This window comes from Saccharothrix sp. NRRL B-16314, from assembly GCF_000716595.1.
Lineage (GTDB): Bacteria > Actinomycetota > Actinomycetes > Mycobacteriales > Pseudonocardiaceae > Actinosynnema.
This window is the reverse complement of record NZ_JNXC01000001.1, coordinates 746408-761520: the sequence shown is the minus strand read 5'-3', so window position 1 is coordinate 761520 and position 15113 is coordinate 746408. Positions and strand designations below refer to the sequence as shown.

Annotated in this window: 17 protein-coding genes and 3 tRNA genes; 4 read left to right on the top strand and 16 right to left on the bottom strand. The window is 69.3% G+C overall.

Going from position 1 to position 15113, the window contains the following annotated elements:
• The 5 genes from OQ02_RS03800 to rplJ all read right to left on the bottom strand — a co-directional run bounded on the left by OQ02_RS03800 (window position 1) and on the right by rplJ (window position 3936).
• The gene (locus OQ02_RS03800; protein ID WP_033436690.1) at window positions 1-840 is read right to left on the bottom strand and encodes an MlaE family ABC transporter permease; all 840 of its coding nucleotides are present in this window, start codon (window positions 838-840) and stop codon (window positions 1-3) included.
• A 1-nt stretch (window position 841) separates the two neighbouring features.
• Window positions 842-1573, bottom strand: coding sequence for an MlaE family ABC transporter permease (locus OQ02_RS03795; protein WP_231499878.1), 732 nt, complete (start codon window positions 1571-1573; stop codon window positions 842-844).
• Between the two features lie 50 nt (window positions 1574-1623).
• Entirely contained in the window at window positions 1624-2700 is a 1077-nt protein-coding gene (locus tag OQ02_RS03790; RefSeq protein ID WP_033436688.1) for an ABC transporter ATP-binding protein, read from the bottom strand.
• 210 nt (window positions 2701-2910) lie between these two features.
• Window positions 2911-3297: a 50S ribosomal protein L7/L12 gene (gene rplL / locus OQ02_RS03785; protein WP_033436687.1), complete on the bottom strand. Its 387-nt coding sequence runs from the start codon at window positions 3295-3297 to the stop codon at window positions 2911-2913.
• An 81-nt stretch (window positions 3298-3378) separates the two neighbouring features.
• On the bottom strand, window positions 3379-3936 hold the full coding sequence (gene rplJ, locus OQ02_RS03780) for a 50S ribosomal protein L10 (RefSeq protein WP_033436686.1): 558 nt from the start codon (window positions 3934-3936) through the stop codon (window positions 3379-3381).
• Between the two features lie 257 nt (window positions 3937-4193).
• Between rplJ and OQ02_RS43545 the strand changes: the two genes are divergently transcribed.
• Window positions 4194-5003: a hypothetical protein gene (locus tag OQ02_RS43545; protein ID WP_156076851.1), complete on the top strand. Its 810-nt coding sequence runs from the start codon at window positions 4194-4196 to the stop codon at window positions 5001-5003.
• Between the two features lie 72 nt (window positions 5004-5075).
• Here the strand turns inward: OQ02_RS43545 and rplA are convergent, their stop codons facing one another.
• The 5 genes from rplA to OQ02_RS03750 all read right to left on the bottom strand — a co-directional run bounded on the left by rplA (window position 5076) and on the right by OQ02_RS03750 (window position 7868).
• Window positions 5076-5792: a 50S ribosomal protein L1 gene (rplA, locus tag OQ02_RS03770; RefSeq protein ID WP_033436684.1), complete on the bottom strand. Its 717-nt coding sequence runs from the start codon at window positions 5790-5792 to the stop codon at window positions 5076-5078.
• A gap of 77 nt (window positions 5793-5869) precedes the next feature.
• Complete coding sequence (gene rplK / locus OQ02_RS03765) at window positions 5870-6304, bottom strand: 50S ribosomal protein L11 (RefSeq protein WP_033436683.1); 435 nt, start codon at window positions 6302-6304, stop codon at window positions 5870-5872.
• 113 nt (window positions 6305-6417) lie between these two features.
• A complete protein-coding gene (gene nusG / locus OQ02_RS03760; protein ID WP_033436682.1) occupies window positions 6418-7296 on the bottom strand; it encodes a transcription termination/antitermination protein NusG in 879 nt (292 codons plus the stop codon).
• Between the two features lie 64 nt (window positions 7297-7360).
• A complete protein-coding gene (secE, locus tag OQ02_RS03755) occupies window positions 7361-7762 on the bottom strand; it encodes a preprotein translocase subunit SecE (protein WP_033437010.1) in 402 nt (133 codons plus the stop codon).
• 33 nt (window positions 7763-7795) lie between these two features.
• Window positions 7796-7868, bottom strand: a tRNA-Trp gene (locus tag OQ02_RS03750).
• Between the two features lie 187 nt (window positions 7869-8055).
• Here OQ02_RS03750 and OQ02_RS03745 point away from each other — a divergent pair.
• The 3 genes from OQ02_RS03745 (at window position 8056) to OQ02_RS03735 (ending at window position 10574) form a co-directional block, all read left to right on the top strand.
• Complete coding sequence (locus OQ02_RS03745) at window positions 8056-9297, top strand: pyridoxal phosphate-dependent aminotransferase (RefSeq protein WP_033436681.1); 1242 nt, start codon at window positions 8056-8058, stop codon at window positions 9295-9297.
• A gap of 154 nt (window positions 9298-9451) precedes the next feature.
• On the top strand, window positions 9452-10087 hold the full coding sequence (locus OQ02_RS03740) for an MmpS family transport accessory protein (protein WP_051771624.1): 636 nt from the start codon (window positions 9452-9454) through the stop codon (window positions 10085-10087).
• A gap of 97 nt (window positions 10088-10184) precedes the next feature.
• Complete coding sequence (locus OQ02_RS03735) at window positions 10185-10574, top strand: MmpS family transport accessory protein (RefSeq protein ID WP_033436680.1); 390 nt, start codon at window positions 10185-10187, stop codon at window positions 10572-10574.
• Window positions 10575-10580: 6 nt separating this feature from the next.
• Here OQ02_RS03735 and OQ02_RS03730 read toward each other — a convergent pair whose 3' ends face one another.
• From OQ02_RS03730 to OQ02_RS03705, 6 genes are all read right to left on the bottom strand, one after another.
• Entirely contained in the window at window positions 10581-11009 is a 429-nt protein-coding gene (locus OQ02_RS03730) for a MaoC family dehydratase (RefSeq protein ID WP_033436679.1), read from the bottom strand.
• Window positions 11006-11455: a MaoC family dehydratase N-terminal domain-containing protein gene (locus OQ02_RS03725; protein ID WP_033436678.1), complete on the bottom strand. Its 450-nt coding sequence runs from the start codon at window positions 11453-11455 to the stop codon at window positions 11006-11008. Before OQ02_RS03725 ends, OQ02_RS03730 begins: the two co-directional genes overlap by 4 nt.
• Before the next feature lie 86 nt (window positions 11456-11541).
• Entirely contained in the window at window positions 11542-11706 is a 165-nt protein-coding gene (gene rpmG, locus OQ02_RS03720) for a 50S ribosomal protein L33 (protein WP_015105301.1), read from the bottom strand.
• A 75-nt stretch (window positions 11707-11781) separates the two neighbouring features.
• A tRNA-Met gene (locus tag OQ02_RS03715) sits at window positions 11782-11854 on the bottom strand.
• Between the two features lie 44 nt (window positions 11855-11898).
• Window positions 11899-11971, bottom strand: a tRNA-Thr gene (locus OQ02_RS03710).
• 72 nt (window positions 11972-12043) lie between these two features.
• Entirely contained in the window at window positions 12044-14647 is a 2604-nt protein-coding gene (locus tag OQ02_RS03705; RefSeq protein WP_033436677.1) for a putative bifunctional diguanylate cyclase/phosphodiesterase, read from the bottom strand.
• Window positions 14648-15113 lie beyond the last annotated feature (466 nt).

Sequence of the window (15113 nt, the reverse complement as noted above, 5' to 3'; positions counted from 1 at the left end):
TCATCCCGCGATCCTCACCGTCGTCGTGGTGCCCCAGATCGCCATGCTGAGGAAGAAGTCCAGCAGGCTCGTCGTCACGATCGCGGTGCGCACCGCGCGGCCGACCGCGACACCGACGCCCGCCGGGCCGCCGCTCGCGCGGTAGCCGTAGTAGCAGTGCGTCAGGATGATCACGACCGCGAAGACGAGCACCTTGCCGAACGACCAGAGCACGTCGACCGGGGGTAGGAACAGGTTGAAGTAGTGGTCGTACGTGCCCGCCGACTGCCCGTAGAACTGGACGGTGATCACTCTCGCCGCCAGGTACGACGTGAGCAGGCCGATCACGTACAGCGGGATGATCGCGATGAACCCGGCGATGATCCGCGTGGTCACCAGGTACGGCAGGCTGGGGATGCCCATGACCTCCAGCGCGTCGATCTCCTCGGAGATCCGCATCGCGCCGAGCTGGGCGGTGAAGCCGGAGCCGACCGTGGCGCTCAACGCGAGCCCGGCGACCAGCGGCGCGATCTCGCGGGTGTTGAAGTACGCGGACACGAAGCCCGCGAACGCCGACGTGCCGATCTGGTTCAGCGCGGTGAAGCCCTGGAGGCCCACGACCGTGCCGGTGAACACGGACAGGCCGACCATCACGCCGATCGTGCCGCCGATGACGGCCAGCGCGCCCGTGCCGAAGCTGACCTCGGCCAGCAGCCGCAGCGTCTCGCGCAGGTAGCGGGTCAGCGTGCGCGGGGTCCACGCGAGCGCGCGGAGGTAGAACCACAGCTGGTCGCCGAACGTGTCCAGCATCGAGAGCGGCGCGTTCGCCACCTTGCGCAGGCGGTCGTTGACCGTGGCCATCTCAGCTCCCCTTCGCCGGGACGACCTGGAGGTAGATCGTGGTGAGCACGAAGTTCACGAAGAACAGCAGCAGGAACGTGATGACGACGGCCTGGTTGACCGCGTCGCCGACGCCCTTCGGTCCGCCCGCCGGGTTGAGGCCGCGGTAGGCGGCGACGATGCCCGCGAGGAACCCGAAGATCAACGCCTTGATCTCGGAGATCCACAGGTCCGGCAGCTGGGCCAGGGCGCTGAAGCTCGCCAGGTAAGCGCCGGGCGTGCCGTCCTGGAGGACCACGTTGAAGAAGTAGCCGCCCATCACGCCGACCACGCTGACCATGCCGTTCAGCAGCACGCTGACCAACATCGCGGCGAGCACGCGTGGCACGACGAGGCGCTGGATCGGCGAGACGCCCAGCACCTCCATCGCGTCGATCTCCTCGCGGATCTTGCGGCTGCCCAGGTCGGCGCAGATCGCGCTGCCACCCGCGCCGGCGATGAGCAGGGCCGTCACGATCGGGCTCGCCTGCTGGATGATCGCCAGCACGCTGGCCGCGCCGGTGAAGGACTGCGCGCCGATCTGGCGGGTCAGCGAGCCGATCTGGAGCGCGATGACCGCGCCGAACGGGATCGACACCAGGGCCGTCGGCAGCACCGTCACGCTCACCACGAACCAGCACTGCTGGATGAACTCGCGGAGCTGGAACGGGCGGCGGAACGTGAGGCGGACGACGTCGATGGCGAGCGAGAACATCCGTCCCGTCTCGCGCAGCGCGCCGACGCCGGGGAACGTCGCCCGTGCGCTCACAGGACGCCCCCTCGACGCGGCCACGGGCTGGGAGTCGACGGGCTGGGCGCCGCCGGGACGGCACCGACCGCGACCCGGTAGTGGCGCTGCTCGTCCGGGGTCAGGCTGGCGATGATGCCCTGCTGGGCCTCCGGCGGCAGCGTGTGCAGGATGCTCATCACCCGGTCCTTGCGCCGCCGGACCGCGCCACGCGGCGGGAGGCCGGGCGTCGGCTCCAACTGCGGCACCACGCCGCGCACGTCCTCGTCCGGCGAGCCGTCCGCGTGGCCGGCGTCGCGGTGGGCGAGTTCGGCGGCCATCGTCGCCTGGTCCTTCTCCTCCGACATGCCGATCGGACCGATGCGGCGGCCGTTGAGGAACTGCTCGACCACCGGTTCGTCGCTGGTCAGGAGGACTTCACGGGGGCCGAACATGATCAGTTCGCGGCGGAAGAGCATGCCCAGGTTGTCCGGGACCGTGCGGGCGACGGTGATGTTGTGCGTGACGATCAGGATGGTGGCGTCGATCTGCGAGTTCAGGTCGATGAGGAGCTGGCTCAGGTAGGCCGTGCGGACCGGGTCGAGGCCGGAGTCCGGTTCGTCGCACAGGATGATCTCGGGGTCGAGCACCAGGGCGCGGGCCAGGCCGGCGCGCTTGCGCATACCGCCGGAGATCTCGCCGGGGAGCTTCTTCTCCGCGCCGACGAGGCCGACCATCTCCATCTTCTCCAGCACGATCCGCCGGACCTCGGCCTCCGTCTTGCGGGTGTGCTCGCGGAGCGGGAAGGCGACGTTGTCGAAGAGGTTCATCGAGCCGAAGAGGGCGCCGTCCTGGAAGAGGACGCCGAAGAGCTTCCGGATCTCGTAGAGCTTGTGCTCCGAGCAGCGGACCAGGTCCGTGCCGTTGATCGTGATCTTGCCCTGCTCCGGCTTCAGCAGGCCGACCAGGGACTTGAGGAAGACCGACTTGCCGGTGCCCGACGGGCCGAGCATCACGCTGACCTCGCCCGGCGGGAGGGTGAGCGTGACGTCCCGCCAGATGGTCTGCTTGCCGAAGGACTTGGTCAGGCCTTCGACGACCACCTCGACGCCCATCGCACCTCCTGGTCACCGGCAACAACGCCCAGACGCCGGACAGGCCGGCGTCATACCGGTGCAACGAGGAGCCCCCCTCCCGGTTACTCACCAGTTGGGCTAACGCGGTCTCAGGTCAGTAACGGTGGCAGACAGCACGAGGGCGGGCACCCGGTGTGGGTGCCCGCCCTCGTAGCGGCGCGCGGTGTTCGAATCCCTTGCGGGATCAGATCACTTGAGCGAGATCTTGGCGCCGGCAGCCTCGAGCTTCTCCTTGGCGGCGTCGGCGACGTCCTTCGCCACGTTCTCCAGGAGCGGCTTCGGAGCGGCCTCGACCAGCTCCTTGGCCTCCTTCAGGCCCAGGCCCGAGACGACCTCGCGGACGACCTTGATGACCTGGATCTTCTTGTCGCCGGCGCCCTCGAGGACGACGGTGAACTCGTCCTTCTCCTCCTCGGCGGGGGCGGCAGCGGCGGCCGGGCCGGCAGCGGCAACCGCGACCGGAGCGGCGGCGGTGACCTCGAAGGTCTCCTCGAACTGCTTCACGAAGGACGACAGCTCCAGGAGCGTCATCTCCTTGAACGCGTCGAGCAGCTCGTCGGTGCTGAGCTTCGCCATGATGGCGGTCCTTTCTCTTTCAACGCCCGAACTGCGGCCGGGACGCGGAGTGTCTGGGTGTGATCAGCTTTTCGGGCGTGATCAGCTTTCGGCGGGAGCCTCGGCCTCGGCGGCGGCAGGCGCCTCCGCGGCCTTCTTCTCCTGGAGGGCAGCAGCCAGGCGAGCGACCTGGGAAGCCGGGGCGTTGAACAGACCCGCGGCCTTGGCCAGGTTGCCCTTCATCGCGCCCGCCAGCTTGGCGAGCAGCACCTCGCGGGTCTCGAGGTCCGCGATCGCGGAGACCTCTTCGACCGAGAGGGGACGGCCATCCATGTAGCCGCCCTTGATGACCAGGGCCTTGTTGTCCTTCGCGAAGTCACGCAGCGCCTTCGCCGCGTCGACCGGCTCGCCTTCGACGAAGGCGATCGCGGTCGGGCCGACGAGCAGGGCCTCGAGACCCTCGACGCCCGCGTCCTCGGCGGCACGCTTGACCAGCGTGTTCTTCGCAACGGTGTACGTGGTGCCCGCGCCGAGAGCGCGACGCAGCGTGGTGAGCTGCGCCATGGAGAGGCCGCGGTACTCGGTCACGACAGCGGCCGAGCTTCCACGGAACTTGTCCGTGAGCTCGGCGACGGCCGAAACCTTGCTGGGCTTCGCCATGATCGCCTCCTCTCTGGGCTTGTGACGCACCGGTCGAGCCGAGAGGCCGCGCAAAGCAAAAACGCCCCAGCGCAGCAGCACGGGGCGTGACAGACGCGTGAACGCCTAAGTCTTCCTCGTTCTCCTGCGCGGGCCGCCCGCATCGCGGGACCTTCGCTCCCAGCCGACAAGGGCCAGGACGACCAGCGGTCTTTGGTGAACCATCGGCAAGAGTACGGGATGTGTCGTCGCGGCTCCAAATCGGCATGATGTGACCCGTGACCGAAGAGCCCCCGAGGAACCCGCCGCCGCCGGACATCGACCCGGAACAGCTCCGGCAGTTCCAGGAGTTCCAACGGTTCCAGGAGTTCCAGCGCTTCCAGCAGGCCCAGGGCGCAGGACTACCGCCGAGCCTGCCTCCCGGCACCACACCCGCAGCCCCATTCCCTGCCGGCCCACCTCATGCCGGCCCACCCCCGACCGATCAACTCCCAACCGGCCAACCCCCGACCGGCCAACCCCCGACCGTCCAACCCCCGCGCAAGCCGCTGTGGAAGATCCTCCTGCACAGCCGACTGGTCCGCCGCCTCGTCTACCTCGCGGTCGTGCTGCTCGTGCTGTCGTACTTCTACGACAGGTACTTCGGCGGTGACGACCCCGGTGACATCGCGGTCGACAGCGGCGGCGACAAGGGCAACATCATCGCGCCCCAGACCCCGTACGGCCTCCAGGGCACGGTTGCGCTGTTCTACAAGCACGTCATGAACGACGACTCGGGCCGCGCGTGCCTGCTGTTCTCGGAAGACGACGCGAAGAAGGCGTTCGCCACCGCGTTCGGCGCACCGAACTGCGAGGACGCCGTGCACGGGCTGCACGGCAAGGTCACCCGTGAAGTCGACTACCGGCAGATCAGGTTCCCGAGCACCATGCGCGAAGTGCCCACAGGCGGGTCGGTCGAGGTCAGCTCGTGCGCGCTGGACGTGAGGGGCGGGCCGCGGTTGGGCAAGTTCGTGCTGTCCGCGCAGCAGAACAAGACCTGGGTGATCACCGGCTACGAGGCCGAGCCCGCGGACTGCGTCGGTCCGTGACCCCTGGCGGAAGCAGCAGCGCCCCTCGGCGGGAGGCCGAGGGGCGCTGCTGGGTGCTTCGACGTGCCGAGATCAGGCGGTGGCGTCGTCGGTCAGGAGGTTCCGGGTCCGGTTCGGGTCGACCGGGATGCCGGGGCCCATCGTGGTCGAGACGGTGATCTTCTTCAGGTACCGCCCCTTCGCCGCCGACGGCTTGGCCCGCAGGATCTCGTCCAGCGCGGCGGCGTAGTTCTCGACCAGCTTCTCCGGGTCGAACGACACCTTGCCGATGACGAGGTGCAGGTTCGCCTGCTTGTCAACGCGGAAGTTGATCTTACCGCCCTTGATCTCGTTCACGGCCTTGGTGACGTCGGGCGTCACGGTGCCGGTCTTCGGGTTCGGCATCAGGCCACGCGGGCCGAGGATGCGGGCGATGCGACCGACCTTCGCCATCTGGTCGGGAGTGGCGATCGCGGCGTCGAAGTCGAGCCAGCCACCCTGGATCCGCTCGATCAGGTCCTCGGAGCCGACCGCGTCCGCACCGGCGGCCTCGGCCTCGGCGGCCTTGTCACCGGTCGCGAAGACGATCACGCGGGCGGTCTTGCCCGTACCGTGCGGCAGGTTCACGGTGCCGCGGACCATCTGGTCGGCCTTGCGGGGGTCCACGCCGAGCCGGATGGCGACCTCGACGGTCGCGTCCAGCTTCACCTTGGACGTTTCCTTGGCGAGCTTGGTTGCCTCCAGCGGCGAGTACAGCCGCTCCCGGTCAACCAGCTCAGCAGCGTTCTTGTACGCCTTGCTGCGCTTCATGCTTCTGTCCTTAAGAGTGGATCAGCTGTGGTGACGAGCCAGCGCGTGGCTCTCCCACGACTACGAAAGAGAAAGGGTCAGCCTTCGACGGTGATGCCCATGGAGCGGGCGGTGCCGGCGATGATCTTCGCCGCCTGGTCCACGTCGTTGGCGTTGAGGTCGACCATCTTGTTCTGCGCGATCTCGCGCACCTGGTCCATGGTCACCTTGGCGACCTTGAGGCGGTGCGGCTCGCCCGAGCCCTTCTCCACACCGGCGGCCTTGAGCAGCAGCTTCGCGGCCGGCGGGGTCTTGAGCTTGAAGTCGAACGAGCGGTCTTCGTACACGGAGATCTCGACCGGCACGACAGTGCCGCGCTGCGACTCGGTCGCGGCGTTGTACTGCTTGCAGAACTCCATGATGTTGACGCCGTGCTGACCCAGCGCGGGACCAACGGGCGGCGCGGGGTTCGCGGCCCCGGCCTTGATCTGCAGCTTGATGACAGCTGCGAGCTTCTTCTTCTTGGGAGGCATCTCGGTTCCTTTATTGCGGTGTCCGCGCGCGGCCCTGCCAGCCGCAGCGTGGCTGCCGGCGCCTGTCCGTCAGAGGGGCACCGGAGTTCTTGTTGTCCTGGCTGGACCTTCGGCTAGATCTTGGAGACCTGGCTGAACGACAGCTCGACCGGGGTCTCGCGACCGAAGATCGACACCAGCACCTTCAGCTTCTGGCCGTCCGCGTTGACCTCGCTGATCGTCGCGGGCAGCGTGGCGAACGGGCCGTCCATGACGGTGACCGACTCGCCGACCTCGAAGTCGACCTCGACGGCGGACTTCGTCGGGCTCGCGGCGCTCTTCTTGCCGGCGGCGGGCTTCTGCTCGACCTGCGGCAGCAGGAACTTCAGCACGTCGTCGATGGTCAGCGGCGACGGCTTCGACGTCGCGCCGACGAAACCCGTCACGCCCGGCGTGTTGCGCACCGCGCTCCACGACGCGTCGTTGAGCTCCATGCGGACCAGGATGTAGCCGGGCAGCACCTTGCGCTGCACCTGCTTGCGCTGGCCGTTCTTGATCTCGGTGACTTCCTCGGTCGGCACCTCGACCTGGAAGATGTAGTCCTCCATGTCGAGCGTCTGGATGCGCGTCTCGAGGTTCGTCTTGACCTTGTTCTCGTAGCCCGCGTACGAGTGCACGACGTACCAGTCGCCGGGGGCGCGCCGCAGTGCTTCGCGCATCTCCTCGGCGGGGTCCGCGGGCTCGGCGTCGATGTCGACGGCAGCGAGGTCGACGTCCTCGACATCGCCACCGGATTCGACGTCACCACCGGACTCGACGTCACCGGCCGACTCGACGTCGTCACCGGCCTCGTCGTCACCGTCGGACTCGGACTCGGCCTCGACGGGGGCGGACTCCTCGGTGTCCTCCGTCGCTTCCGCCTGCTCGACGTCCTCGACGCCACCGTCGAAGTCCTGCTCGTCGGTCAGGTCGTTCAGCTCCTGGGCGTCAACGCCGCCGTTGTCGGAGGTCACTGTGGGTCTCGCTTCCTCTCATGCATCACATGTCCGCCGCCACCCGGGGCGGCGGGCGCTCGGCTCAGCCGAACACCCTGAACATGCCCCAGGCGAAGGCCGTATCAAGGCCGAACACAAACGCCACCATGAAGGCCACGAAGACCAACACAACTCCGGTGTAGGTGATCATCTGCTTGCGGGTCGGCCAGATGACCTTCCGCAGCTCGCTGACCACCTCGCGGACGTACCGGACGATCCGGGCGAAGAAACCGGCCCGCTTCTCCGAATCCGCCCGCGAGCGCGTGGGACGACCCTTCTTGGCCTCCTCGGCGTCGGAGTCGGCCTCAGCCGCCTTCTTCGCCTCGGCGTCCTTGCGGCCCGCCGGTCGCGCGGAGCCACGGCGCTCACGCCGCGCTGCGGCGGTAACCGGCCGGGACGCGCTCTCGCGCTCTTCCGGCTGGTCCTGCTCGCGGCCCTCGCTCATGCCGTCCTCCGCTTCAACCATCGCGCTTCGACGCAGGGGCGACAGGACTTGAACCTGCAACCTGCGGTTTTGGAGACCGCTGCTCTGCCAGTTGAGCTACACCCCTTTGAGGTTCTGGGACCAGAACCTCCTGGCTGGAGACGCCCCCCACCCTCCTCACGTGGCTCGTGAGGCAGCGACTGGACGTTCCAAGACCGGAAGCATACGGCACCAAGGGGCCGTCCTTCCAACTGGCCCGGTCAGAGGGGGTGCCGGAAGCCGAGTCGGTTGTGCGGTCTGCCACGATTGGGGCCATGGGCACGCCTGAAACGACCACCGGAACCAGTACCTCCGAGCACCCTCGCGTCTCGCAGCGGATCGCCGGCATCGCCGAGTCCGCCACCCTCGCGGTCGACGCGAAGGCGAAGGCGCTCAAGGCCGCGGGCCGACCGGTGATCGGTTTCGGCGCGGGCGAGCCGGACTTCCCGACCCCCGAGGCCATCGTAGTCGCAGCTCAGGCGGCCTGCGCCAACCCGCGCAACCACCGCTACACGCCCGCCGGCGGGCTGCCGGAGCTGCGGGAGGCCGTAGCCGCCAAGACCAAGCGAGACTCGGGCTACGAGGTGACCGCCGCCCAGGTGCTGATCACCAACGGCGGCAAGCAGGCGGTCTACCAGGCGTTCGCGACGATCGTGGACCCGGGCGACGAGGTCCTGCTGCCGGCGCCGTACTGGACCACCTACCCCGAGGCGATCACGCTGGCGGGCGGCGTGCCGGTGCAGGTCACCGCGGACGAGTCGACCGACTACCTGGTGACGGTGGAGCAGCTGGAGGCGGCGCGCACCCCGAAGACCAAGGTGCTGCTGCTGTGCTCGCCGTCGAACCCGACCGGCTCGGTCTACTCCCGCGAGCAGATCACCGCGATCGGCGAGTGGGCGCTGGAGCACGGGCTGTGGGTGATCACCGACGAGATCTACGAGCACCTGGTGTACGACGGCGCCGAGTCGGTGTCGCTGCCGGTGGCCGTGCCCGCGATGGCGGACCGGACGATCGTGCTGAACGGCGTGGCCAAGACGTACGCGATGACGGGCTGGCGGGTCGGCTGGATGATCGGCCCGGCGGACGTGGTGAAGGCCGCCGCGAACCTCCAGTCCCACCTGACCTCGAACGTGGCGAACGTGTCGCAGCGGGCCGCCCTGGAGGCCGTGTCCGGGCCGCTGGACGCCGCGCACGAGATGCGCGTGGCGTTCGACCGCCGTCGCCGCACGATCGTCGACATGCTGTCCGCCATCCCCGGCGTGGAGTGCCCGACCCCGCGCGGCGCGTTCTACGTGTACCCGTCGGTGAAGGCGTTGATCGGCAAGAAGCTGCGCGGGGTGGAGATCACCGACACGGTGCAGCTCGCGGCGCTGATCCTGGAGCACGTCGAGGTGGCCGTGGTGCCCGGTGAGGCGTTCGGCACGCCCGGCTACCTGCGGCTGTCGTACGCGTTGGGCGACGACGACCTGAAGACCGGTGTGACCCGGATGGCCGAGCTGTTGGCCGAGGTCGACTAGCACAAGACCGACGCACCGTCACGAAAGGCACCCGATCCGGGTGCCTTTCGTCGTGTTCGGACACAGTTCGATCACGGGCGGTAATGGTTTGGGTGGCACCACGATGGATCGGAGGTCCGGCTCGCCCCATGAGCCGCCCCCGACAGGAGAGCACATGTCCCACCCCCAGCAGCCGATGATGCAGTACCAGCAGCCCGCCCCGCCGCCGGCGCCCGAGAACGGCCTCGGCACCGCGGGGTTCGTGCTCGGTCTGCTGGGCCTGCTGTTCAGCTTCATCCCGATCATCGGCGTGATCGCGTGGCCGCTCGTCATCCTCGGCCTGATCCTCGGCCTGGTGGGGCTGTCCAAGGCCAACAAGGGCCAGGCGAACAACAAGGGCCTCGCCATCGCGGGCATCACGCTCTCCGCGGTGGGCCTCGTGGTCTCCATCCTGTGGGCGGCGGTGTTCACGAAGGCCGCGTCCGACGCCACGGACGCGATCGCGGACTTGGAGGCGCAGGCCAACAAGGAGTCCGTGCTGGTCTACGAGATCACCGGTGACGCGCCGTCCGCGACCGTCAGCTACTCGACGTTCAGCGACAGCGGGTCTTCCACCAACGACGAGGACGTCACATCCTTCCCGTGGACCAAGGAGTTCACCGTCAAGGGCCTGTTCAGCGGCGGCACGCTGACCGTCATGACCGGCGCCGAGGGCGGCACCGTGACCTGCAAGATCACCGTGGACGGCGTGGAGAAGAAGACCGCGACCGGCACCGGTGCGCACGCGCTGGCGAGCTGCTCGAACTTCTGACGCTGCGTAACCCCTTTGGGTGATGCGAGTAACCCTCGGTAGAACTACATCGATGGTCCTTCCAGTCGCATGGACATTCACCCGAGGAGTGCAACGCATGACGGAGTCCGACCTGCGCGAGCATCCCGGCCGCAGGTGGTTGGTGATCACGGCCTCGGCGGCGCTCGTGCTGGGCGCGCTCGTCCTGGTCCTGCTGACCACGTCCCCGGACCCGCCGGTCCGGGTCGTCTACCAGGTCAGCGGCACGGCGACCCGGGCCACCGTCACCTACTCGACCTTCCAGGGCGTCGAGACGCGCCAGGAGGAGCTGACCGCGCTCCCCTGGCGCATCGAGATCATCGCCGCCGAAGAACCCGACCACGGCGTCCTGACGGTCACCATCGGGCCGGACGGCGGGAACGTGGCGTGCGAGGTGCGCGTGGCCGACGTCGTCCGGCGTTCGGCCACGGCCACCGACGCCAGCACCAGCGCCTTGTGCAGCTTCTGACAGCGGCTAGAGGCCCTGGGGCAGCCGAACCCGGGCCGAAGCGCCGCCGAGCACGGACTTGCCCTCGAACGACGCCGTCACGGTGATCTTGAACGTCCCGTCCTCCAGGACCTTGGCCACCTTCGCGGTCACCTCGATCAACGCGCCCTCGGCGTCGTCAGGCACCGGTACGGGCCTGCCGAACCGCACGCCGTACTCCACGACGGCGCCGGGGTCGCCCGCCCACTCGGTGACGATCCGGCCGGCCAGGCCCATGGTGAGCATCCCGTGCGCGATCACGCCGGGCAGGCCGACCTCGTCGGCGAACCGCTCGTTCCAGTGGATCGGGTTGAAGTCGCCGGACGCGCCCGCGTACCGGATCAGGTCGGCGCGGGTCACGCGCACCGACAGCGGCGGCAGCTGGTCGCCGACGGAGACTTCCGATGCGGTGATCACGCGTTCTCCCCCCTGACCACGAGCGTGGACTTCGCGGTGGTCACCGGCTCGCCGTCCTCGGTGGTGATCTCGGCGCGCAGCGCCAGCATGTCGTTGCCCATCCGGGTCGTGACGCCGTCCACGTGCAGCTCCACCCGGAGCCGGTCGCCCGCGGTGATGGGGCGGTGGTGGACGAACGACTGGTCGCCGTGCACCACGCGGCCGTAGTCGAGGCCCAGGTCCGGGTCGTCGATCAGCAGGTCGTTGACCTTCAGGGACAGCACGACGGCGAACGTGGGCGGCGCGATGACGTCCTTGTAGCCGGCCGCGCGGGCGGCCTCGGGGTCGCGGTGCACCGGGCTCGCCTCGCCGACCGCGTCCGCGAACTCGCGGATCTTCTCGCGGCCGACCTCGTAGGGCGGCGACGGCGGGTAGGAACGTCCGGCGAACGACTGGTCGAGTGGCACCGGAAAAGGTTATACGCGGCGGGTCGCACGCGACGAGGCCCGCCCCGGATTCCGGGACGGGCCTCGTCGGAAGAGCGACTACCGGCTCAGCGGGTTTCCTTGTGAGCGCGGTGGGTCTTGCAGTTCGGGCAGAACTTCTTGATCTCCAGGCGGTCCGGGTCGTTGCGCCGGTTCTTCCTGGTGATGTAGTTCCGGTGCTTGCACTCCTCGCACGCGAGGGTGATCTTGGGGCGTACGTCGGTTGCAGCCACGGTCCTTGCCTTTCCAGAGCTCGTCTGCCCCGATTCCCCAGTACGGGCTTACCGCCTGGCGGGGATCCTGCTGAGTAGCGGTGGCCGGACTTGAACCGGCGACACAGCGATTATGAGCCGCTTGCTCTACCAACTGAGCTACACCGCTGAGACAACGCAGCCGCGATGCTTGAGCACCGCGGCCGGTTGTTGAGCCCCTTTACGGAATCGAACCGTAGACCTTCTCCTTACCATGGAGACGCTCTGCCGACTGAGCTAAAGGGGCTTGCTGTTGCGCTCTTGCAGCGAGGAGAACTCTACAACAGGCCCCGCGCCGGAAGGAAATCGGGGTGCCCGCTCAGTGCACCAACGTGAGCACCGTCTCATCCCGCGCACCCCTGACCTGCACGGTGCGGGCCCGCAGCCACGCCTCGAACCGGTCCTCCGACAGCGGCCGGGAGATCAGGTAGCCCTGCGCCACGTCGCAGCCCATGCCGACGAGCTGGTCGCGCGCCGCGTCGTCCTCGACGCCCTCGGCGACCACGATGAGCCCCAGCGAGTGGCCCAGCTCGACGATCGAGCGGACCACCGCCATGTCGCCCAGATCGGTGCCCATGCCGAGCACGAAGCTCTTGTCGATCTTCACCTCGTCCACCGGCAGCTGGCGCAGGTAGGCCAGCGACGAGTAGCCGGTGCCGAAGTCGTCGACGGCCAGCACGACGCCCATAGCGTGCAGGCGCCTCAACACCGGCAGGGCGCGCTCCGGGTCGGCCATCACGCCCGACTCCGTCAGCTCGAACGTCAGCAGCTCCGGCGGCACGTCGTGCCGCTTCAGCGCCGCCGCCACCCGGTCCGGGAACTCCTCGTCGGCCAGCGTCCGCACCGACAGGTTCACCGCGATGGACATCCGCAGCCCGCGGTCGATCCAGCGGCGCACCCTGGCCAGCGCCTTGTCCATGACGAAGTCGGTCAGCACGTCGATCAGGCCGGTGGCCTCGACGGCGGGCACGAACTCGTCCGGGTCCACCCGGCCGAACTCGGGGTGCTTCCAGCGCACCAGCGCCTCCGCGCCGACGACCTGGCGGCTCGGCAGCGCGACCTTCGGCTGGTAGTGCACGGAGATCTGGCCGTTCTCCACCGCCGACCGGAACTGGGTGACCAGCTGGAAGCGGCGCAGGAAGATCTGGCCCATGCTCGGCGCGTACTGGCGCAGCGGCTCGTTCTCGCTCGTCGCGCGCACCGCGACGTCGGCCCGCTGCAGCAGCGCGTCCGGGTCCGGTTCGTCGACCTCGCAGTCCGCCGTGGTGGCCCAGCCGACGACCGCGCCCGCCTCGACGGTGAGCCGGTCGACCGGGTACGGCACGGAGAGGGCGGCGCGCAGGCGTTCGGCGATCTCCTGGATGCGCTCGGCCTGCCGGTCCAGCATCAGGGCGGCGAACGCGCCACCCTCCAGCCTGGCCAGCGGCACCTCGGGCCCCAGCTCGTCGCGCAGCCGTCGTCCGGCGGCGACGACCATCCGGTTGCCCCACGCCTGGCCGAGCGCGTCGGAGACGGTGGACAGCACGTCCAGGTCGATCCGGACCACGACGGCGGTGTCGGCCTCGCGCATCGGCTCGTTCGCGGCCTCGCGGAAGCCGGGCCGGTTGAGCAGGCCGGTCAGCGGGTCGTGGTACGCGTCGTGGCGCAGCCGGGCGAGCAGCCGCCGGTTGTCGACGGCGGTGGAGAGGTGGCTCGCGAGCGTACGCAGGAGCTGGATGTCGGCCTTGCCGAAGCCGCGCCACCGGCTGAGCCGGTCGTGCACCTCGACCGCGCCGAGCAGCTGGGTGGCACCGCGCAGCGGCACGACCAGCGCTTCCTGCGCGTCACGGCGGGTCAGCGCCTCGGAGACCTCTTCGCCCGCGTCCACGATGCGGTAGTAGCGCACCGAGTTGCCGGGCAGTTGGAGCATCGCGTCCTCGCGCAGCACGCGCGGGTCGTCGCGGCGCATCCCCGGTGACAGCGGCTCACCCGCGACGAGGGTGCGCATCGGCGCCTGCGGGTCGGTGCGCAGTCGCAGCACGACCCGGTTCGCGTTCAGCTGCTCGCGGATGCGCTCGGCGATGAGCTGCCACTCGTCGTTCTCGCTGCCCTCGCCGTCCTCCGGCGCGGTGCCGCGCGGTCCGGTGGCGTGCCTGCCGGAACGGGCCACCCGCAGCGAGACCTCGCTCAGCGCCTCCAGGTCGCGCTGCTCGCGCAGCAGGCCGGAGTAGGCGAGGTAGATGGCGGTGATGCCGAGGAAGACCAGGCCGATCAGCAGGCCGCCCCACGGCGCCTTGTCGGCGATCTCGTAGCCGGCCAGACCCGCGGACGTGTTCAGCAGGGCGACCACGAGGGTCTGGAGCACCAGGCGCAGGCTCGGCGCGACCCGCATGCCCTTGCCCATGATCCGCAACGCGGTCAGGCCGAGCACGCTGGCCAGCAGCGGCACCGCGATGGTGCCGACGAACGCGCCCGCCCAGAACGGCCCTTCCGAGCCGAGCAGCCGCTTGATCCACTCGGCGACCGCGAAGGCCACCGAGATCTCCATGAACATCAGGCCCGCGTTGTAGACGGCGCGGTCCAGCACGCGGCGGCCGAGGAGCGTGCCGACGCCCGCGACGACGTGCGCGGCCAGGACGATCTCGAACGGCGCCACCAGCAGGCCGAGCACGAGCGGGATCTCGGTGAACGAAATGGTCCAGGCCACCCCGCTGCGCACGTCGACGTTGATCGCCAGCTGCTCGGCGAGCAGGAAGCCGATGACGAGCAGCGGGCCGGTCGTCCACAGCCGGTCGACGTCCGGGGAGGTGTCGGGCAGCCACATGCCGACGGCGATGGCGGTCAGGACGCCCGCGACCAGGAGCAGGCCCGCGAACACGCTGAAAGCGCGGTTCGTGGACCGGGTCGGCGCGTTGGGCGCCGTGGCCGACGCGTGGTCGGACATCCAGCCTCCTCGTCGGCCGTCGTCGCGGTAGGCCGGGTCGCGGCCTTCGGGCTCCGAGCGTGACTGAGGGGTCCCGAACAACGACCAGGACCCCTCCAAGGGTGCCAATGTACCCCGGTCGGGGGATGAAATGGCAGGTCGAGTAGCGGATTGCCACGAGAAGTAACGGAACGGCTCACACGATCAGTCGGCCCCTCATCGCCGTCGCGAGCCGGCCGGAGAGCCGTACCCGATCTTGGTCGAGGGCGGCCCGGACCAGCCCTCCGCGGCTCGCCGCGCGGTCTCCCGGCAGGTCGGCGCAGGCGAGCCCCGGCGTTCTCCACAGGGCGGGCGCGTGGTGGGCGGAACCGGTTACGAGACCCTCCGGGACTCCGTAGGAGGGGCCGGGGCAACGGCTCGGCGCGGTTCAGCCGCGGGTGCGGCGAGGATCACACGGGGGCCGGGCACGGCGGGCAATGCGGTTGCC